Raw genomic sequence first — 19,653 nt, 5'->3', positions numbered from 1 at the left:
CTACCGTCGGCCGAACGGCACTAGCGGGGAAAATCGTACTTCTCGGTGATTTCCCAGATCCTTCGGTTCAACTCGGCGAGCGATTTGATGCTGTCCCGGATCCGCGTCATTTCGAGGCTGTCGAGCGCCTCGACCTTGCCGTAGCGCACCTCGTCCTTGCTGTCGACGATGCGCATCAACTGGGTCAGTCCCTGACCGCTGTCGGGGTCGAACGAATAGATGCAATGGTTGTACTTGTTCCGCAACTTCGCGAGATCGGAGAGCCGACGCGTCGCGTCCAACACATCGCCGCGGCAGTCAACGGGCGTTTTCTGCATTTTCGCCAACCGCTCGACCAGATCAGTACGCGCCCGCGTGGTGTTCAGCGTCAGAAAGATGACGATCGCGGTCTCCTTGTCTACCTTCGCAAGGCCGGCAATCAAGTGGATCAACAAGCTTTCTGTATTTGTCCAAGTATAATTCAACTGCCCAACCAGAAGCAGTATTTCATGAAACTTCGACATGCCACCAATCCTTGTCAACAATCACAGCCAATTTTAATGTTTTTTAAATTTCGAAACCGAACAAGAAGCAATCTTCTCCGCCATCGATCGTCACAATCCCGAGATGATCACCATTTTAACACAAAGTGATTCCTCCAGTCGTTCATGTGGTAAGTATATCCGGTCGCGCGCACCATTCTTCAGCCCACCAAACAAGGGAGCGAGCGCACTCAAAAAGCTCATCCCGGACCGTTTCAACCTACCCGCTTCGGTCAACAGGGGTAGACGGATGTATCTACCTACACCCTACGCCTATGGCACCCATGCACGCTAACTCAAATTGTCAGCTAATAACGCGCCGTGCCACGCGCCACACTGGCGTCCGGTTGGACCTTGGCCCCGATGCCAGCGGTAACAGACGATCAAGTCCTGTTCTATCGCGGCCCAGCCGGAGGGAGGAAACAGCAAAACCACTCCCCAGCAGTCGTGATCGGTGACGGAACGGCACCGGCCACAACGCCTGACTAGACTCGTGTTCAACCGCCGCATGGTGAAGGCCCCTAGAAGATGAATGGCGGCCAAGCCGAAGCGGCCCAGCAACAGAGGATAAAGCAATGGGTAGCAGAGGCCGCAACAACTGGTACGATCCGAGCCAGGAGCAACAGCAGCAGCAGCAACAGCGCGAGCAGCAACAGCAGCAGCAGCGCGAACAGCAGCAGCAGCAGCAGGAATCCAGCCAGGACCAGACTTCCACCCAGGACCAGTCCCAGACCAGTGAAAACTGGAACGGAAACGGCAATGGCAATGGCAACCTGAACCTGAACGGAAACGGCAGCCTGAACCTCAATGGCAACGGCAACCTGAACCTCAATGGCAACGGCAACGCCAACTTCAATCACAACTCCAGCGACAACGCCAACACCAACACCAACACGAACACCAGCACGACCACGGTCGACGTGAGCGTTGGCGTTGATCTTTCGGGCTACATGCCCACCGACGACGATTTCGCCGACATCGACCAGAAGGGCATCGGCAACTCGATCGACGGGATGTTCAACATCAAGATCGACGACGTCCTGAACGGTTCGCTGACCGGCGGCGGTAACGACGTCGGCAACGTCTTCACCCAGATCGCCAACATCCAGGACAACGACAAGCTCGAGGAAGCCAAGGTCGAGAACGATGGCACCGCCAAGTTCGACGTCAAGTCCGAGGGCGGCAAGGCCGAGGCCGAAGAAGGCATCTCCACCGCTTCCGAGGGCGGCAAGGGCGGCGGTGACGCCGACGCCGACGGCGGCAAGGGCGGAGACGGCGGCGCGGCTCTTGGCGGCTTTGCGCTTGGCGGCAAGGGCGACGGCGGCTTTGCCGGTAGCCTGGCAGCCGGCGGCAAGGGCGACGGTGGCGATGCCGACGGCGGCAAGGCCGAGAGTGGCAAGGCCGAGTCCGATGCCGAGGGCGGCAAGGGCGAAGGCGGCCGTGGCGGCAGCGGCGGCGATGGCGTCGGCCTGGGTCTTGGCCTGGGTCTCGGCCTCGGTGCCGGCCTTGCGGTTGCCGGTGACGGCGACAAGGGCGGCGACAATGACGCCGGCGACGGTGGCAACGGCGGCGACGGCGGCGACGGCGGCGACGGCGATTCCGGCGATGCCGGTGCCGGTGGCGCCTCGACGAACGGCGATGCCGGCGCGGCAGCCGGCCTGACCCTCGGTCTCTTGAACCCGGCGCTGGCCGCGGCGGAAAACGAGATCGAGAAGGCCAGCAATGGCGGCGATAGCGGCAATGCCAATGGCGGCGACGGCGGCGCAGGCGGCGGCGGCGGTGCAGGCGGCAGCGCCACGGATGCCGGCAATGGCGGCGACGGCGGCGGCGCCCTCGGCGCTGGCCTTGGTGCCGGCTTCGGCGCAGGCGCAGGCTTCGGTGCCGGTGGTGACGGCGGCTATGGCGGTGCCGGAACCGGCGGCGCGGCCACCAGCGGAGCTGCAACGAGCGGTGATGCCACCGGCGGCGATGCCTATGCCGAAGGCGGCGCGGGCGGCCATGCCCTCAGCGGCGCCTGGGCTGACGGCACGGGCGGCGACGGCTACGGCGGCTGGGCCATGAGCGGCGCAGGCGGTGCCGGCGGAATGGGCGGAACCGCGACCACCGGAGCCGGCGGTGCTGCTCACTACAATGGCGCATGGGGCTCGAACAATGGTGACGACGGCTTTGTCACCGGTGAGAGCTATGCCTCGGCCGACTCGGCCGTGAGCATCAGTGCCTTCAACCAGGACATCGTCATGGGCGCCAACCTGCAGCAGAACGCGATCGACATGACCGTGGTCGGCGGCAGCCTCACCAACACCGTCGTTGGCGAAGACGACGACGCAGCGTGACGTCATGAGGTGGCCTCGCCCGTTTTCGGACGGGGCCACTTTCGCTTGGTCCGCGCAGCCGGTCTGCGCGGACCAGTCCAACCTGCTGCGCTGCCCATAAGCCAGCGCCGAAAGAGGGGTTGCGTGTCATGACGGCAATGGACAAGATCACCGAAGAGATAGCCCATTTCATCGGCCTGTTTCAGGTCACCGCGGAACGCGCCATACAGCGGGACGCCTACGAAGAATTCCTGGCAAGCAAGGCGGTCGATCCGCTGCTCGACATGCCGCCCATGGGCAACCTGCCCTTTGCAGCACCGTTCGAGTTCCTCGGCTACGACCCGGAGGTCCGTTATCTGGGATCGGGGCCGGACCTCGTTCTCATGGCACCCTGGAAGCTGCCGCTGCCGCATCTGCCGCAGACGCCATTCGACCTTTGGTCCTACGGCGATGCTGGATTTCCGTGGCTGAAATCGGGCCTACCCGGCCCGAGTGGCGCGGTCCTGTCGCCGCTGCCTCCGGAGCTCGAACCGATCGGGTCGGTGGTCACCTACGCCAACCAGATCGTATATCTGTCGGACAACGACTATTTCGGCGTCGGCGGACACGGTCTCTACTTCACACCGAAACTCGTGAGCAATGATGCCCTGCTGGACGCAGCAGACATGGCAGTCTCGCACTCGCCGCTCAACGCGCTGGAAAAGCCCGGCTCGAGCGAAGAGATCATTGCGACAATCAAGGCGGCCGGCACGGCCCTGAGCGACTTTACGCCAGACCCCGACAGTCCGTTCGAGACCTTCGTCCACAAGGCGACCAGCATCGAGGGCATCTACGTCAACGGCAAACTCGTTGACGAGGCGCCGAAGCTGGAGGACTACCGCCCCACCGAGGATGACGACGACAGCGACGAACAGGACGGTGACATCTTTACGGGCAACGTCACCATTGGCGAGGACGGATCCTTCCTCGTTCAGGCCTCGGTCACCATCACCGCCGGCGGCAACACGCTGGTCAACGAGGCCGTCCTGAAAAGCTTCTGGACCGGCGGCACGGTGACGGCGGTGGTCGGCGATCACTACGAGATCAACGCCATCGTCCAGATCACCGCGCTCTGGGACGTCGACAAGATCGCGTGCGAGGTCGGAGACTGGGAGAGCGACGGCCTCGTCAACGAGGCATTCAACATCGCCGAGTTCGAACGCATCGACACATCGGACGACGATACGGCGGCCGAGGAAACCGGCTTCCCTGACTTCTGGAGCGTAACGACGGTCGAGGGCGACCTTCTGATGGTGAACTGGCTCGAACAGTTCATTTTCATGAGCGACAACGATGTCGGGATCGTGTCGTCCTCGGGCGTCACCACCCGCGTGGTCAGCGGCGACAACACCGGCGTCAACCACACCTCCATTCTCGACCTCGGCTTTGCCTACGACCTGATCATCGTCGGTGGCAACGTCTATGACGCCAACCTGATCCAGCAGATCAGCGTGCTTTTCGACAATGACAGTGTCTGCGCCGTCCCGGGCTTCCAGACGACGGGGGCCGGCACGGCCTCCACCGCCGGCAATCTGCTGTGGAACCAGGCCTATATCGGCAATGTCGGCAACGCGAACGGCTTCGAGGCGCTGCCCTCGCACTATCTGGCTGCAGCGAAGGCGCTCCAGCAGAAGGGGCACGAGGCCAAGGCGCCGCACGACGTACTGACCGACGGCGCCTTTGCCGGCCTGAACGGGCTAAGCGTGCTCTACATCAAGGGCGATCTACTAAGCCTGCAGTACATCAAGCAGACCTGCGTCCTCGGCGACAGCGATCAGATCGCGCTCGCGATGGACCAGTTGAAGCCGCATCTCGACGCCGACTGGACGGTTGAGACCGGCGGCAACACGCTTGTTAACCACGCCGCCATCGTCGATCTCGATTCCTTCGGCAAGACCTATGTCGGCGGCCAGGCCTATTCCCAGGATACGTTGATCCAGGCCGAACTGATCTCGAGCAAACCCGACTTCGGCGACCCCAACGTGCTCGCGAATGAGGCCGTGGCGTTCCTCGACGACACCATGCTGGAACCCGCTGGCGAGACGGCGGACGGCGTGTATGTGCCTTCTGCCCACGAGGGGCAGACGGACGACGGGCTGCAACACATCCTGGGGCATTGAGGGGGAGACGATGTCAGACAACCGCAAAAGGGTTGCCGGCCCGGATGATGCCTATGCCCGCTTCGAAGAGGCGGTGCGGCAATGCCGTGCGATCGCGGCCAACGAACAAAAAACCCCGGGATCGAATGCGGATCCGTCGAGCACGGTGCAGATCCGACCAGTTCCGCTTCCCCGTGAGCCGGAACAGCTAGCGCCGTCGACCACGGATTTCTCCCCGGCCGATGAGGAGGCCGCACTGGTCGCAGCCGCCGAGGCCGACCTGCAGTCGGCGCGCTCAGACACGGTGTCCGAGAGCGGGGCGCCGGAGGCGGACGAAACGGCGGCGGCGATTCCGTACTGGCGAGGGTCCAGGCGGGGCTTCGAACGGGCCACGCCGAACCAGGCCGCTGGCGAGGCCGCTTCTGAAACGGCGCGTTCCCAACCGCTCTCCCCGGCGGACAAGACTGGCGAGGCCTCCAATACGCCAGGCGCCGCATCTATTGCCGCGGCGCCCGAGGCGGCAAGGTCCGCAGAGGCGGGGGGCAGCGCGTCGCCCGCGGTCGCAGGGCCCCGCGCCCGACCGGTCGAACCCGCGCCGACTTCGCAAGCCGCTACGCCCCACAACGAAGACGCCCAGGCCTCTCCGTCATTTGCCCAGGGCCACAACCGAAAGCACCCTTCGATTGAGGGAGCGCGGTCGCGGCCGAAACGGGAAGCGACTGCTAGCGGCCCGTCGGCACCATCCGTCGAGGCGAAGGCTGCAGAGCCCGGCGCGCGCGACCAAAGCCTGCCGCTCACCCAACCCTATGTCCAGCATCTCGACCTGGGGGCGCCCACAGAGGCGAAGGGACAGCCGGCGAAGGGACAGCCGACGCCCCCCTTGCGCGAGCGTGCCGAGGCGGCAGCGCAGGAGACCCTCAAGCTTCGCATGCCGCTCGACGAAACCGGGCCGGAAACGAAGCGGGAACCGACCGTGGCAAAGGGCGCGGAGGGGCTGATCACCATCGATGGCGACACCGGCCCGCTCAAGTCTGAGCGCCCCTCTGACAAGAAGCCCCTCAACGGCGGCGGCGGCGGCAAGGGCTCGGGCGGCGGCACCTTCCATAAGCGCCTCGGGCCCATCGATTTCTCCGCCAGCCTCAAGGCCGGCATCCATGCCGTGCGCTTCAACCTGTCGGCGGTCATGGTCTTCACCTTCGCCAGCAACGTGCTGGTGCTGGCGATTCCGGTCTATCTCTTCCAGATTTCGGACCGCGTCCTCACCAGCCGCTCGATGGACACGCTGATCATGCTGACGGTCGTCATCGTTGGCGCGATCATCCTGCAGGCCGTGTTCGACGCCATTCGGCGCTTCATCCTGATGCGGACCGCGGTGGAGGTGGCCGCGCAACTCGGCGCACCGATCCTCAGCGCCGCGGCGCGCGCCTCGCTCAACTCGAACGGCAAGGAATACCAGACCCTAAGCGACCTCCAGCAAGTCCGTTCGTTCCTGGTGTCGCGGACCTTGCTGTCGTTCCTGGACGCTCCCTTTGCACCGCTGTTCATCCTGGCGGTCTTTCTCATTCATCCCCATCTGGGGTTCATCGTCATCGCCACCGCGATCCTGCTCCTGGTGTTCACGCTGATCAACCAGCGCCTGACGGCAGCGCCGTTCGCCGAGGCGAATGCCGCCCAGGTAAAGGCCAACCTTCACCTGGAATCGATGTCGCGCAATTCGCAGATCATCAATGCGCTCGCGATGATACCGGAGGCCGTGCAGATCTGGGGCAAGGACACGGCGGCCTCGCTCAGGGCCCAGGTGATCGCCCAGGACCGCAACATCGCCGTCGCGGCCATGTCCAAGGGCATCCGGCTGATGGCCCAGGTCGCCATGCTCGGCTGGGGCGCGCACCTGGCGATCCAGGGGCAATTGACGGGCGGCATGGTGATTGCCGGCTCGATCATCGCCGGACGTGCGCTCGCCCCGATCGAGGGGGCGATCGAAGGGTGGAACCAATATGTCCAGTCGCGTGCCGCGTATGGCCGCATATCGACGCTGCTCAAGGCCTCGCCCTTCAATTTCGAACGTCTGAACCTGCCGCGCCCCGAGGGCCGGCTCGACGTCGAGCGCCTGCTCTACGTGCCGGGCGGGACCAAGCGCGTCGTGCTCAACGGCATATCGTTCAATTTGCAACCGGGCGATTCCCTTGCCGTCATTGGCAATTCCGGCGCCGGCAAGACGACGCTCGGCAAGATGCTGGTCGGTTCGATCCTGCCGACGTCGGGCAATGTAAGGCTCGACCTGATGGACCTGAGAAACTGGGACCAGCGCCAGTTCGGCGAGAACATCGGCTATCTGCCGCAAGACGTGCAGCTGTTCCCCGGGACGATCAAGGCGAACATCGCCCGCATGCGCGAGGACGCGACCGACGAGCAGATCTACAAGGCCGCCATGCTGGCCGATGTGCACGAGATGATCGCGAACCTGCCGCACGGCTACGAGACCCTGGTCGCTGCCGACGGCTCACCTTTGTCCGGCGGCCAGAAGCAGCGTGTGGCCTTGGCCCGGGCCTTCTTCGGCGACCCCCGCATGGTGGTGCTCGACGAGCCGAATTCGAACCTCGACAGCGCCGGCGATGCCGCGCTGATGCGGGCGCTGCAGCATGCCAAGCAGAACAAGATCACCGTGATCACCATCACGCAGCGTCCGTCCCTGTTGACCCACGTCGACAAGGTGCTGCTGCTGGTCAACGGGACCGTGGCCCTGTTCGGCATGCGCCAGGACGTGCTGAAGGCGCTCGAGGCGCGCGGCATCCAGATCGACAATGGCTCGTTCGGCCACCAGTTGCAGTAGGAGACGCCTGAATCATGTCCGACATCGCCAAGGTTCACGACATAGAGTGGTATTCGGACGTTCCGCGCTCGATCCGGAGGCAGTTGGTGTTCGGCCTGCTGCTGCTTGGCCTGACGTTCGGCGGGTTCGGCGCCTGGGCGTTCACCGCGCCGCTGGCGGCGGCCGTCATCGCCCAGGGCAGTTTCGTGGCGACCGGGCGCAACAAGGTGGTCCAGCACTATGAGGGCGGCATCATCAAGGAGCTGATGGTCAGCGAGGGCGATGAGGTCGAGGAAGGCCAGCCGCTGATCCAGCTCGACGAAACCGCGGCCCAGGCCAAGCAGCGCGAACTGTTCCTGCGCCGGATCAGGCTGGAGGCGACCGCCACGCGGCTGACCTCGCAGGCCAATGACGAGGAGCATATGCAGATTTCCGAACTGCTGGACGAGTACCGGTCGGACCCGGAAGTGTGGTCCATCGTCGTCAACCAGCAGCTCAACTTCAAGGCCCAGAAGATGAAGCAGTCCAACGAACTGTCGCTGCTTCGCCAGAACATCAAGGCGCTCGAATTCCGCAGCGTCGGCTATACCCGCCAGCGTGACGCGGTTACCCAGCAGCTGAAACTGCTGTCCGAGGAGCACGAAAGCAAGAAGAAGCTGGTCGGAATGGGTCTTCTGCGGCTGACCGAGATGAAGGCGATCGAGCGGGCGATGGCCGACGCACAGGGACAGATCGGCCGGCTCGAGGCTGAGATCGCCGAAACTAAGGCGCAGATCGTCAAGGGCGAGCAGGAAATCAGCCGGGCCGAAGTCGCCTACCGCGAGGACGCGCTCGACAAACTGCAGGCGACCCAGGGCGAACTCGATGTCGTCCGTGAGCAGGCGCGTCAGGCCGAAAACATCCTGCGTCGCGTCACCATCACGGCCCCGGTCGCCGGCACCGTCATCCGGACCTTCTATCACACGACCGGCGGCGTCATCGAAAGCGGCAAGGGCATCCTGGAAATCCTGCCCAAGGGCGTCCCGCTGATCATCGAGGCGCAGATTCCGCGCAACAGCATCGACAGCGTCGCCGTTGGCCAAACGGCGACCATCCGCCTGGTCGCGCTCAACCAGCGCACGACCCCGGTGCTGCACGGCGAACTCTTCTACCTTTCCGCGGACGCCCTGGAGGACAGCAAGCCCGGCATGCCGACGCACGACGTGTACCTCGCGCGTATCAACATTCCGGCGAGCGAACTGGCAAAGGTGAAAGGCTTCCACGCGACTCCGGGAATGCCGGCGGAAGTGATGATCCAGACGGCGAAGCGTACCTTCTTCAGCTATCTGGTGAAGCCGATCACCGACAGCATGTCGAGGGCCTTCACGGAACGCTGACCCCAAGGCGGCATCCGGCGTCCGCTCCGGCCTCTGGCTGTCCGTCCACAGTGCTCGCCTTGACTTCGGGGGCAGCCGCCCTTAGATGGCCGCCATGCTGGCATTGTTCTCTCACAATCGTCGGGGGTGCTTGCGCTCCAAAGCGCGACCGTGGCCCGGCCGCAGGACAGGCGCCCTCGGCCGGGAATAGACATGCGGTCATGCCGATCGCCGGCCACGCCAGCGGTCGATGCGTTCAGCAGTGTCAGGCCATCTTGTCCAGCGGCGAACCTTGGCCAACGGAAGACCGCGGACCGACGCACCTGGCGAAGCCGCTGTTGCCCGCTCATCCACCGATAACGGCCCGAAGATCGATGATTCAGACCCCCTATTATCTTGTCGACAAGTCGAAATTGCTTCCGAACATGGAGAAGATCGCCCAGTTGCGGGAGCGATCCGGCGCCAAGGCTCTGCTGGCGCTGAAGTGCTTTGCCACCTGGGCGGTGTTCGATCTGATGCGCGAATACATGGACGGGACCACGTCGTCCTCGCTCAACGAGGTTCGCCTTGGACACGAGCGGTTCGGCAAGGAGACGCACGCCTATTCGGTTGCCTATGCCGACTACGAGATTGACGAGGTCGTCAGTCACGCCGACAAGATCATCTTCAACTCGGTCGGCCAGTTGCAGCGCTTCGCCGACAAGGCGTCCGGCATCGTGCGCGGCCTGCGCCTGAATCCGCAAATCAGTTCGTCCAGCTTCGACCTCGCCGACCCCGCTCGCCCCTTCTCGCGCCTCGGCGAATGGGACGCCGGCATGGTCGAGATGGCGATGGAGATGATCTCCGGCTTCATGATCCACAACAACTGCGAGAATTCCGACTTCGACCTGTTCGATCGCATGCTCGGTACGATCGAGGAGAAGTTCGCGCCGCTTCTGAAGAAGGCCGAATGGATCAGCCTTGGCGGGGGAATCCATTTTACCGGAGACAACTATCCGATCGACCGTCTCGCCGAGCGCCTGAAGCGCTTTTCCGGCGAATACGGCGTCCAGGTCTATCTCGAGCCGGGCGAGGCCTCGATTACCAGAAGCACGACGTTGGAAGTGACTGTCCTCGACACGCTGTTCAACGGCAAGAACCTGGCCATCGTCGACAGCTCGATCGAGGCGCACATGTTGGACCTGCTGATTTACCGGGAGAGCGCCAAGCTCGCGCCGAACACGGGGCCGCACCGCTACATGATCTGCGGAAAGTCCTGCCTGGCCGGCGACATCTTCGGCGAGTTCGCGTTCGAGCACGAGATCAAGGTCGGCGACCGAATCTCGATCCAGGACGCGGGCGGCTACACAATGGTCAAGAAGAACTGGTTTAACGGCGTGAAAATGCCGGCAATCGCCGTCCGGGAATTGGACGGCTCGATCCGCACGGTTCGCGAATTCACCTACGCGGACTACGAACAGAGCCTCTCCTGAGGCTTGAGAAGGACACCCACAGACACGGGCACGAAGGAGATATCCCCCGAAATGAAAAAGAACGTTCTCATCATCGGCGCAGGTGGCGTTGCTCAGGTGGTGGCGCACAAGTGCGCACAGAACAACGACGTGCTGGGCGACATCCACATCGCTTCACGCACCAAGTCGAAATGCGACACCATCATCGCGTCGGTCCAGGAAAAGAAGGCGATGAAGCAGCCGGGCGTCCTTATGGGCCACGCGCTCGATGCGCTCGACATCGAGGCGACGAAGGAACTGATCAGGCAGACCAACGCACAGATCGTCATCAATGTCGGCACCGCCTTCCTCAACATGTCGGTCCTGCAAGCCTGCATGGACACCGGCGTTGCCTACATCGACACGGCAATCCACGAGGAACCGGGCAAGATCTGCGAGACGCCGCCCTGGTATGGAAATTACGAGTGGAAGCGCGCGGACGCGTGCAAGGAGAAGGGCGTAACCGCCATTCTCGGCGCCGGCTTCGATCCGGGCGTCGTCAACGCCTATGCCCGCCTCGCCAAGGACGAGTATCTCGACAAGGTGACCGACGTCGACATCGTCGACATCAACGCCGGCAGCCACGGCAAGTACTTCGCCACCAACTTCGACCCGGAGATCAACTTCCGCGAGTTCACCGGCGTTGTCTATTCCTGGCAGAAGGGCGAGTGGCAGGTGAACAAGATGTTCGAGATCGGCAAGGAATACGACCTGCCGGTGGTCGGCAAGCGCAAGGCCTATCTCTGCGGCCACGACGAGGTGCACTCCCTGGCGAAGAACATGGATGGCGCGGATGTCCGCTTCTGGATGGGCTTTGGCGACCACTACATCAACGTGTTTACCGTGCTGAAGAGCATCGGCCTGCTTTCCGAGCAGCCGATCAAGACGGCCGAGGGCCAGGAGGTTGTGCCGCTCAAGGTGGTCAAGGCCTGCCTGCCCGACCCGGCCTCGCTGGCCCCCGAATACCAGGGCAAGACCTGCATCGGCGACTTCGTTAAGGGGATCAAGGACGGCAAGGAGCACGAGGTCTTCATCTACAACGTCGCCGACCACAAGGAAGCCTATAACGAGGTCGGTTCGCAGGGCATCTCCTACACCGCCGGCGTTCCTCCGGTCGCCGCCGCCATGCTGATCGCCACCGGCGAATGGGATGTGAAGCGGATGGCGAACGTCGAGGAACTGCCGCCCAAGCCGTTCCTGGAGGTTCTCGGCAAGATCGGCCTGCCGACCTGGATCCGCGAAAACGGCAAGGAGCGCGCCCTGTTCGCATAGGGCCGGCCGTCCGCCAAAGCAAAAGGCCCGCGGTCGCCCCGCGGGCCTTTCTCTTTCTCGCGCCTGCCGTCACGCGATCGTCTTCGAGATCCGGAACTTGCGCTTCTCCAGCTCGGGGAAATAGCTCGCCACGTCGAAATAGCCTTCGGGCGCATAGACACCCGGCTTCCTTGGCTGACTGAGGAGCAGTTGCGCGGCGATCGAGGCGTTCATCGACGTGCAAGCATCGAGATAGGCTTCATACATCGGGTCCGGCGAAACCGTCACCTCGATGCGCACCGTCGCGGATCGACCGTCTTTGCGTCCCTTGCCGACGGCGAAATGGATCTCGTGGCTTTCCTGCGCCGGAATGCGGCTGGCGTTCTTCTTGATGTTGCGCTCGATCACCTTGTTCAGCACCTCGAGCGGCCTGACGCTGATGCCACCGATCTCGACGGGCTCGTCGAAATCGCCAAAGCCCGCCTTGACCAGGCCGACCCAGGCTTCGTGCTCGCGATGCGGCAGGTGCAGCTTCCAAGAAAATTCCCTGATCCCCTTGTCGCGAATGCCGTCGGCAAGCGGCACGGTGAGCTGTTCGGAATGCGGCGAATGCATGAATTCGCAGCGCCCCCAAGGCTCGGGCAGGTCCAGAACCTCGCGGCCGCTCATCGGCGGGCATTCGACATGCCGGCCGTCATAGAATTGCGTGCTCGGATGAGCGTACTCGGCCAGCACCGTCGAGACGCTGTAGGGCGGCACCAGGACCGGGTTCTCCGCACCCGAAAGTTCGGCGGCCCAATAGAGGTTGATGCTGTCGATCTCGTCCAGCTCGTCGGCAACGGCGCGGCAGATGACGTTCGACATGCCCGGATCCGCACCGACGCCGATGACGGCGGTCACTCCCGCGGCCTTGAATCGCTCGTGCTCGGCGAGTTGCTTGACGGTGTAGGTCCCGAGCCCACCCAGATCGACGTAGGTCACCTTGGCGGTCAGCGCAGCCTCGAAGATCGTCATCTGGAACCCAAGCAGCGTCGGCACGCAATTGATGCAGATGTCGGCGCCGGAAATGGCCGCAGCCAATGCCGCCGGGTCGGTGACATCGAGCGCAACGAGCTCGATGCGGGGGTCGCCGAGTTCGCCTGCCAGGGCCTTCATCTTGTCGGTGGCAGCATCGCAGAGCCGGATCTGGGTGATGTCGACGATGGCGCGTTCGGAAAGAAGGTCGCAAACGATGCCCGCGCCCATGAAGCCGGCGCCGCCGAGAAGGGTAATGATCATGTTCTTTCCTTTTTGAATTCCGGTATCAGACGTGCTTGCGGCCTTCGGAGTCGTAGAACCACGCGTCCGGATAGGGGTACCACCAGTCCTGGATCACCGGTTTGTGGTCAATGATGACCATCTTGGACCGGCGGAAGGCATCGAGGCCCAGCCGCGAAAGTTCGCGGCCGAGACCGGATTTCTTCCAGCCGCCAAAGGGCAGAGCGTCGTTGTCGATCAGCGGATTGTTGACCCAGACCATGCCGGCCTCCAGCCTGTCAGCCGCCTCCATCGCCTCTTCGAGCGATGTGGTGAACACCGAGGCGCCGAGCCCGAACTCGCTGTCGTTCGCCCTTTCGATTGCCTCGTCGAAGTCCTCGACCCTCATGACAGCCGCAACCGGGCCAAAGCATTCCTCCCGCATGACGGCCATCTCCGGCGTGCATCCGGCAAGGATCGTCGGCTCGTAGAACCAGCCGGTCGGCTCGCTTTCCGGTACCCTGCCGCCAATGACGACCTTTGCACCCCTGGCCTTTGCGTCCTCGACCAGGCGGATCACCTTGTTGCGCGCCGCCTCCGAGACCAGCGGGCCGATCTCGGCCCTGGAAAGCCCGTTGCCAATACGCAGTTTTTTGGCCGAGGCCGCGAACATGTCCACAAAGGCGTCGTGCACGCTGTCGACGACGAAGAAACGCTCGGCCGATGTGCAGACCTGCCCGGACATGTGGAAGGCGGCTGTCACCGCCCCGGCGGCGGCGACATCAAGTGGCGCATGGGCGCTGATGATCATCGGGTCGGAGCCGCCGGCCTCGATCACCGCCGGTTTCATCTGCCCGGCTGCAGCCATCGCCACGGCCTTGCCGGCAGCAACCGAGCCGGTGAAGGCGACGGCATGGGTCCTGGGCGAGGCGATCAGCGCCTCGGCGAGTTCGGCACCGCCCGGCAGGCAGGCGATGAGGCCAGCCGGCAGCGCCTCGAACACCTGCATGAACTCCAGCGTCGACAGCGTCGTCGCAGGCGCCGGCTTGACGATGCAGCCGTTGCCGGCGGCAAGCGAGGCGGCGACCGTCCAGCACATCAAAAGGATCGGGAAGTTGAACGGCATGATGTGGACACTGATGCCGAGCGGCTCGTAGCGGGCATGCTGGAAAGAGCCCGCCTGCGTCGTGCCGGCAACCTTGCCGGCCTCGTCGCGCGCCATTTCCGCAAAATAGCGGAAAGCGCCGGCGCAGTTCGCGACCTCTCCGATCGCTTCGGGATAGGGCTTGCCCATCTCGCGCGACATCAACTCGGCGCAGCGGCGCATGTCGGTCGCCTCGATCCTGCTGGCGATCCGGTGAAGGGTGGTCGCCCGGGTCTTGGCGTCGAGCCTCCTCCAGTCGCGCTGGGCGGCGGTGGCCGCATCGAGAACGGTCTCGATCTCCTCGAGCGTCGCGCTTGCGAACCGGCCCACCTCCGTCAGCCGTGCCGGGTCGATCACCGGTTGGGGCTTGCCGCGCGCCGGCACATAGTCCGGATGGCGATAGAAGACCGGTTCGGCGGGGTTGAACATGTTCTGATTTCCTTGATTGTCGTCGCTGCCGGGTGCCGGTGCTCGCCTTCGCCCCGCCCTAAAAAAGGTCCTGCCTCACCGGATCATGTAGACCTTCTTGATCGTCTCATGGACCGTGCACTCGCCTTTCCAGTCCTGCGGGAAGAAGGCGGCGGTGTCGGGGGTGATCTCGATCACCTCGCCGCTTTCGTGCACGTAGGTGCAGCGCCCCTCCAGGAAGTGACAGAATTCGTCGCGGGTGACGTGGCAGAACCATTTCCCCGGGGTGCAGACCCATAGCCCGCATTCCGATTCCCCGTTCGGTCCCTTGTGCATCACCCGGCCGGATGTGCGGCTCTCGCCCTCGAGCATGGTCGGAATGACGCCCCAGTCGGCCAGGTCGACCTGTTCGAGCGGCTTGCGCATCAGCGGAGTGGCAGTCATCTGGTTTTCCTTTCAAGACCCGGTTGCGGTCAGACAAGCATGTAGGCGTTGCGCATGGTTTCGATCACCGTGCATTCGCCGGCCCAGCCGGCGGGAAACATCACCACGGTACCCGGTTCCACCTCGATCACATCGCCGTCGTCGCAGCGGTACACCGCCCTGCCCGACACGAAGTGGCAGAACTCGTCCCGCGGTATAGTCAGCCGCCAACGGCCGGGCGTGCAGACCCATATGCCGGTTTCGGGCTGGTTGTTGGGTCCCTTGAACAGCAGGCGACCGGACGAGCGCGACTGCCCTTCCAGGCTATCGGACTGAACGCCCCAGTCGACCAGATCGGAACAGGTGCTGGCAGCGTGGATATGCGGCGCGGTCGACTTCGTCGTGTCAGCCATCGAACACCCCCGTCCGGACCAGTTCGTCGAGAATCGCCGCCGCCTTCTTCGGGCCGCTGCGGGCCTGCATGTGGGCGCTGGTGGCAGCGAGCCTGGTCTTCATCGGCACGCTGTTCACGCACGCCTCGAGCTTGGCGGCAAGGTCCGCATCGCTCCAGTCGTAGCGCGGCATCTTGAAGCCGTGGCCCGTCTCCTCCACGCGGGTGGCATTGTCGTGCCCGTCCCAGACATAGGGCATGATGATCGCCGGCTTGCCGAAGTAGAGGCACTCGGTGAACGAGTTGTTGCCGCCGTGGTGGATGACGGCGTCGACCTGGGGGATGACCGAAGGCTGGGGAAACCAGCTGTCGATGATGACGTTTCCGGGCAGGTCGCCGTACTGGTCCTTGTAGTCGCCGACATTGACCAGCGCGCGATAAGGCAACCGGCCGATCGTCGCGATCAGCCGCTTCAACAGGTCGGTATCGCCGGCGCCGAGCGAGCCGAACGAAATGTAGAGAAGCGGCTTGTCGTTGTTCAGCGCAAAGGCGGGCACCTCGTAGGGCTTCTCCTTGCGAACGCAGCCCTCGAGATACTGGAACCGGTCCGGATCGAGCGGATGCTCGCGCTCGAACTTCACCGGCTCGGGATAGAGCAGCAGGTTCATGTGCGGCGAGGCCTCAAAGAACTGCCCGATCGGGTAGGCATCCTCGCCGTTCTCTGCCAGGAAGGCGTTAAAGTCGTCGTGGATCGGCTTGATCACCGCATTGAAGCGGTCGCGATAGGCGCTGTGGCAGGCGTAGTCCTTCTCGCCGCAACCGGACAGGTGCGGCGGGATCTTTGGATCCTCGATCTCGTTTTCCGAGCATGAGATGATGCGAACCCAGGGTTTACCGTATTGTTTGATCGCCGGGAACAGGACAACGTTGTCGACGCAGATCAGGTCCGGCTTGATCTTCGCCAGCACGCCCGGCAGGTCTTTCTGCGCCCACTTGGCGCTGTCGACGATCGCCGTCCAGCAGTCCTTGACGTAATTGTCGACCTGGTCGATCGGCGACTTGCGAAAGTTCGGGATGTGGCCGTTGATGAAGTCCTCCCAGAATTTCGCCATTTGCTCCGGCGGCATCGGCTCCGACAGGTTCACCGGATGGGCCTCGAAACCGTATCCCTCATAAACCGAAACGAAGCCCGGATCGGAGAGGAAGACGGCCTTGTGGCCAAGAGCCTCGACGGCCTGGGCGATACCGACCGAGTTCAGCGCCGGGCCAAAGGCCGCCTCCGGAAAGAATGCGATGGTCTTGGACATGGGTTCCCTCTTCCTGTCGTCCTGGAATTCGTCTTGTCCTGTCGTCCCACGGAGCGCCGAGCGGTTCACGCGGCACCTGCGGCAAACAGCCGGCAACTGGCCGGATCGATCTTCAGGCTCACCGCATCGCCGACCTTGTGGCCGCGCGCGGTGCTGGCGGGCATACGCACTTGCAACGGCACCGGCGCTACGGAAGTCGCCACGTGCAGCACGCGGTCGAGGCCGTGATAGGCGATATCGGCGATCCTGCCCGAGAGCTGCTCGCCGGGCGGGGCGACAGCGATGTTTTCCGGTCGGACGGCAAGCGACGCCAGCCCCGGCTGCGCGGCCACCGGCGCCAGGCGCAGTCCCTCGGCCTCGAAGAGGCCATCCCCGGTCACCCGGCCGTCGATGAAGTTCATCACGCCGATGAAGTTGGCGACGAAGCGGTCGGCGGGAGCCTCGTAGATCTCCTCGGGCGAGCCGCACTGCAGCAACCGCCCATCCTTCAGGATCGCCATGCGGTCCGCCATCACCAGCGCTTCCTCCTGGTCGTGCGTGACGATGATGAAGGTGATGCCGGCCTCGTCCTGCATCCGTTTGAGCTCGAGCTGCATCTTTTCGCGCAGTTTCTTGTCGAGCGCGCCGAGCGGCTCGTCGAGAAGCAGCACCTTCGGCCGTTTGACCAGTGCGCGCGCCAGCGCCACGCGCTGCTTCTGGCCGCCGGAAAGTTGATCCGGCTTGCGGTCGGCGAACTGGCTGAGGTCGGTGGTTGCGAGCGTCTCATCGACGCGGCTGCGGATTTCGGCCTTGCCGAGCCGTTCCATCTCCAGACCGTAGGCGAGGTTCTGCCGCACGGTCATGTGCGGAAACAGAGCGTAGGACTGGAACATCAGGTTGAGCGGCCGCTTCTCCGGCGGCAATGGCGAGATGTCCCGCCCCTCGAGCAGGATTCGACCGGCATTCGGCGTCTCGAATCCGGCGAGCATGCGCAGGAGCGTGGTCTTGCCGCAGCCGGACGGCCCGAGCAGCGCGAAGAACTCGTTCTCGCGGATGTCGAGCGTCACGCCGTCGACGGCAGTGATCGGGCCGAACCGCTTGGCCACGCTTTCGATCCGGAGGATGGGGGTTTCGGCTGCGTTCATCAGACCTGTTCTTTGTTGACCCATTGCGAAATCAGGAGTGCGGTGGCGCTGACGCCCATGACGATCGTTGCAAGCGCATTGACCTCGGGCGTGATGCCGAAGCGGATCATCGAATAGATCTGCATGGGCAGCGTGATCGAGGAGCGGCCAGCACCGGCGGTGAAGAAAGCGATGATGAATTCGTCCACCGACAGGGTGAAGGCAAGCAGTCCGCCGGCGACGATCGAGGGTAGCAGCACCGGGAAGGTGATGCGCCAGAACGTCGTCCAGCCGGACGCGCCGAGATCCCGCGAGGCCTCGACGATCGAAAAGTCGAAATGCTTCAGCCGGGCACGCACGACCGAGCAGACGAAGGCGAGGTCGAAGACGACGTGACTGACGACGATCGTGTGCAGGCCCATCGTTGCGTTCAGGCGGGAAAAGAAGGTCAGCAGCGCGACCGCAAGCACGATGTCGGGAATCACCATCGGCGCGAAGGCCAGCGCCTCCAGCCCGTTGCTCTTGCGGCGCCGGGTCTCCATACCCAGCGCCAGCAGCGTGCCGAGGATCGTGGAGAGGAGGGTGGCGAAGAGCCCGACGACCAGCGTGTTCCAGGCCGCGTGCAGGATGTTGGTATTGCCAAGCAGCGCGGCGTACCAGCGGGTGGAAAAGCCCGACCAACTGGTCGGCAGCCCGCTGTCGTTGAAGGACAGCAGCACCAGGACCGCGATCGGCAGGTAGAGGAAGCCAAAGACGGCAAGCAGCACGATCCGGCCCGGCAGTTTGCGGCGGAAGTCGCTCGCTGCAAGCGGCGTTGCTGCAACCGGGGTATCGGTCATTGCGCCTGTCGCCGCGTCGCCGATCATGCCTGCTCTCCCCTGCTCTCGCCGCTCGCATGCGAGGTCGCGCGTGCCTGGATCAGCAAGAGCACGATCATCGTGGCGATCAGCGCGGCGCCGAGGGCGGCGCCGAAGGGCCAATCGTTGGCGGTCAGGAACTGGTCGTAGACGAGGTTGCCGACCATCTGGAACCGGCCGCCGCCAAGCAGGGCGGGCGTGATGAAGTTGCCGATCGACAGCACGAAGACGAAGACGCCGCCGGCGGCAACCCCCGGCAGGGTCAGCGGCAGCGTGACCCGCCAGAACGTCGTCACCGGGCCGGCGCCGAGGTCGCGGGAGACTTCCATGAGCTCCGGGTTCAGCCGTGACAGCGTCGAATATATCGCAAGGATGACGAACGGCAGATAGTTGTAAACGAGGCCGGTGATGACGGCGGCTTCCGTATAGAGCATCGACAGCGGCTCGCCGGTATAGCCGAACGTGCGCAGGAGATTGTTGACGAGGCCCTCGCGGTTGAGCAGCACGATCCAGGCATAGGTGCGGATCAGGTAGTTGCTCCAGAACGGCAGCACTGCAAGGAACAGCAGGATCGGTTGGCGCATGCGCGGCGCCCGCGCGATCGCGTAGGCGGCCGGATAGGCGATCAGGATCGCGATGACGGTGGTCGTCAGGGCGATGCGGGCCGAGTTCAGGAAGATCTTCGCATAGAGCGGATCAGCCACGCGGGCGAAGTTTTCCAGGGTGAAAGTGTATTCCACTCCGCCCCAGACACCGCGCTGGAAGAACGCATAGGACAGAACCAGAAGGCACGGCACCACCATGAAGGCGACGAGCCAGGCAACGCCGGGAGCGGCGAGCAGGTTCGGTCTGGTGGCATTGAAGGACACGTCGATATCTGCCTTGCTCGGGTGCGTGCGGGTCGC

The 19,653-nt window shown here is 63.8% G+C and carries 15 protein-coding genes; 6 read left to right on the top strand and 9 right to left on the bottom strand.

The window, feature by feature from the left end; translation table 11 throughout:
• Nucleotides 1–20: 20 nt before the first annotated feature.
• A complete protein-coding gene (locus ACXAGF_RS20495; protein WP_475019390.1) occupies nt 21–503 on the bottom strand; it encodes a hypothetical protein in 483 nt (160 codons plus the stop codon).
• Between the two features lie 593 nt (nt 504–1,096).
• Here ACXAGF_RS20495 and ACXAGF_RS20490 point away from each other — a divergent pair.
• From ACXAGF_RS20490 to ACXAGF_RS20465, 6 genes are all read left to right on the top strand, one after another.
• A complete protein-coding gene (locus ACXAGF_RS20490) occupies nt 1,097–2,854 on the top strand; it encodes a hypothetical protein (protein WP_475019389.1) in 1,758 nt (585 codons plus the stop codon).
• Between the two features lie 128 nt (nt 2,855–2,982).
• A complete protein-coding gene (locus tag ACXAGF_RS20485; RefSeq protein ID WP_475019388.1) occupies nt 2,983–4,992 on the top strand; it encodes a hypothetical protein in 2,010 nt (669 codons plus the stop codon).
• A gap of 907 nt (nt 4,993–5,899) precedes the next feature.
• A complete protein-coding gene (locus ACXAGF_RS20480; protein ID WP_475019732.1) occupies nt 5,900–7,804 on the top strand; it encodes a type I secretion system permease/ATPase in 1,905 nt (634 codons plus the stop codon).
• Nucleotides 7,805–7,818: 14 nt separating this feature from the next.
• Nucleotides 7,819–9,159 carry an HlyD family type I secretion periplasmic adaptor subunit gene (locus tag ACXAGF_RS20475; RefSeq protein WP_475019387.1) on the top strand — a complete coding sequence of 447 codons (1,341 nt, stop codon included), beginning with the start codon at nt 7,819–7,821 and terminating at the stop codon, nt 9,157–9,159.
• Nucleotides 9,160–9,512: 353 nt separating this feature from the next.
• Nucleotides 9,513–10,610 carry a carboxynorspermidine decarboxylase gene (locus tag ACXAGF_RS20470; RefSeq protein WP_475019386.1) on the top strand — a complete coding sequence of 366 codons (1,098 nt, stop codon included), beginning with the start codon at nt 9,513–9,515 and terminating at the stop codon, nt 10,608–10,610.
• A gap of 51 nt (nt 10,611–10,661) precedes the next feature.
• Nucleotides 10,662–11,900, top strand: a complete 1,239-nt coding sequence (locus ACXAGF_RS20465) for a saccharopine dehydrogenase family protein (protein ID WP_475019385.1) — start codon at nt 10,662–10,664, stop codon at nt 11,898–11,900.
• 69 nt (nt 11,901–11,969) lie between these two features.
• Here the strand turns inward: ACXAGF_RS20465 and ACXAGF_RS20460 are convergent, their stop codons facing one another.
• The 8 genes from ACXAGF_RS20460 to ACXAGF_RS20425 form a co-directional block, all read right to left on the bottom strand.
• A complete protein-coding gene (locus tag ACXAGF_RS20460; protein ID WP_475019384.1) occupies nt 11,970–13,157 on the bottom strand; it encodes a saccharopine dehydrogenase family protein in 1,188 nt (395 codons plus the stop codon).
• A gap of 25 nt (nt 13,158–13,182) precedes the next feature.
• Nucleotides 13,183–14,688: an aldehyde dehydrogenase family protein gene (locus tag ACXAGF_RS20455; RefSeq protein WP_475019383.1), complete on the bottom strand. Its 1,506-nt coding sequence runs from the start codon at nt 14,686–14,688 to the stop codon at nt 13,183–13,185.
• 75 nt (nt 14,689–14,763) lie between these two features.
• Nucleotides 14,764–15,111, bottom strand: coding sequence for a cupin domain-containing protein (locus ACXAGF_RS20450; RefSeq protein WP_475019382.1), 348 nt, complete (start codon nt 15,109–15,111; stop codon nt 14,764–14,766).
• A 29-nt stretch (nt 15,112–15,140) separates the two neighbouring features.
• Nucleotides 15,141–15,503 carry a cupin domain-containing protein gene (locus ACXAGF_RS20445; protein WP_475019381.1) on the bottom strand — a complete coding sequence of 121 codons (363 nt, stop codon included), beginning with the start codon at nt 15,501–15,503 and terminating at the stop codon, nt 15,141–15,143.
• On the bottom strand, nt 15,496–16,788 hold the full coding sequence (locus ACXAGF_RS20440) for a nucleotide disphospho-sugar-binding domain-containing protein (RefSeq protein ID WP_475019380.1): 1,293 nt from the start codon (nt 16,786–16,788) through the stop codon (nt 15,496–15,498). Before ACXAGF_RS20440 ends, ACXAGF_RS20445 begins: the two co-directional genes overlap by 8 nt.
• A 65-nt stretch (nt 16,789–16,853) precedes the next feature.
• Nucleotides 16,854–17,912, bottom strand: coding sequence for an ABC transporter ATP-binding protein (locus tag ACXAGF_RS20435; RefSeq protein ID WP_475019379.1), 1,059 nt, complete (start codon nt 17,910–17,912; stop codon nt 16,854–16,856).
• Nucleotides 17,912–18,757 carry an ABC transporter permease gene (locus ACXAGF_RS20430; protein WP_475019378.1) on the bottom strand — a complete coding sequence of 282 codons (846 nt, stop codon included), beginning with the start codon at nt 18,755–18,757 and terminating at the stop codon, nt 17,912–17,914. Before ACXAGF_RS20430 ends, ACXAGF_RS20435 begins: the two co-directional genes overlap by 1 nt.
• Nucleotides 18,754–19,551, bottom strand: a complete 798-nt coding sequence (locus tag ACXAGF_RS20425) for an ABC transporter permease (protein ID WP_475019731.1) — start codon at nt 19,549–19,551, stop codon at nt 18,754–18,756. The genes ACXAGF_RS20430 and ACXAGF_RS20425 overlap by 4 nt, the downstream gene beginning before the upstream one ends.
• Nucleotides 19,552–19,653 lie beyond the last annotated feature (102 nt).

The organism is Mycoplana sp. ABR4_002 (assembly GCF_056159645.1).
Note: the sequence above shows the minus strand (reverse complement) of the source record. Positions and strands in the feature narration are given on the sequence as shown.

Excerpts from the sequence above, each read along its gene's own strand:
- ACXAGF_RS20495 (WP_475019390.1), bottom strand. The coding sequence starts at position 503 with ATGTCGAAGTTTCATGAAATACTGCTTCTGGTTGGGCAGTTGAATTAT.
- ACXAGF_RS20490 (WP_475019389.1), top strand. The coding sequence starts at position 1,097 with ATGGGTAGCAGAGGCCGCAACAACTGGTACGATCCGAGCCAGGAGCAA.
- ACXAGF_RS20485 (WP_475019388.1), top strand. The coding sequence starts at position 2,983 with ATGACGGCAATGGACAAGATCACCGAAGAGATAGCCCATTTCATCGGC.
- ACXAGF_RS20480 (WP_475019732.1), top strand. The coding sequence starts at position 5,900 with ATGCCGCTCGACGAAACCGGGCCGGAAACGAAGCGGGAACCGACCGTG.
- ACXAGF_RS20475 (WP_475019387.1), top strand. The coding sequence starts at position 7,819 with ATGTCCGACATCGCCAAGGTTCACGACATAGAGTGGTATTCGGACGTT.
- ACXAGF_RS20470 (WP_475019386.1), top strand. The coding sequence starts at position 9,513 with ATGATTCAGACCCCCTATTATCTTGTCGACAAGTCGAAATTGCTTCCG.
- ACXAGF_RS20465 (WP_475019385.1), top strand. The coding sequence starts at position 10,662 with ATGAAAAAGAACGTTCTCATCATCGGCGCAGGTGGCGTTGCTCAGGTG.
- ACXAGF_RS20460 (WP_475019384.1), bottom strand. The coding sequence starts at position 13,157 with ATGATCATTACCCTTCTCGGCGGCGCCGGCTTCATGGGCGCGGGCATC.
- ACXAGF_RS20455 (WP_475019383.1), bottom strand. The coding sequence starts at position 14,688 with ATGTTCAACCCCGCCGAACCGGTCTTCTATCGCCATCCGGACTATGTG.
- ACXAGF_RS20450 (WP_475019382.1), bottom strand. The coding sequence starts at position 15,111 with ATGACTGCCACTCCGCTGATGCGCAAGCCGCTCGAACAGGTCGACCTG.
- ACXAGF_RS20445 (WP_475019381.1), bottom strand. The coding sequence starts at position 15,503 with ATGGCTGACACGACGAAGTCGACCGCGCCGCATATCCACGCTGCCAGC.
- ACXAGF_RS20440 (WP_475019380.1), bottom strand. The coding sequence starts at position 16,788 with ATGTCCAAGACCATCGCATTCTTTCCGGAGGCGGCCTTTGGCCCGGCG.
- ACXAGF_RS20435 (WP_475019379.1), bottom strand. The coding sequence starts at position 17,912 with ATGAACGCAGCCGAAACCCCCATCCTCCGGATCGAAAGCGTGGCCAAG.
- ACXAGF_RS20430 (WP_475019378.1), bottom strand. The coding sequence starts at position 18,757 with ATGATCGGCGACGCGGCGACAGGCGCAATGACCGATACCCCGGTTGCA.
- ACXAGF_RS20425 (WP_475019731.1), bottom strand. The coding sequence starts at position 19,551 with ATGGTGGTGCCGTGCCTTCTGGTTCTGTCCTATGCGTTCTTCCAGCGC.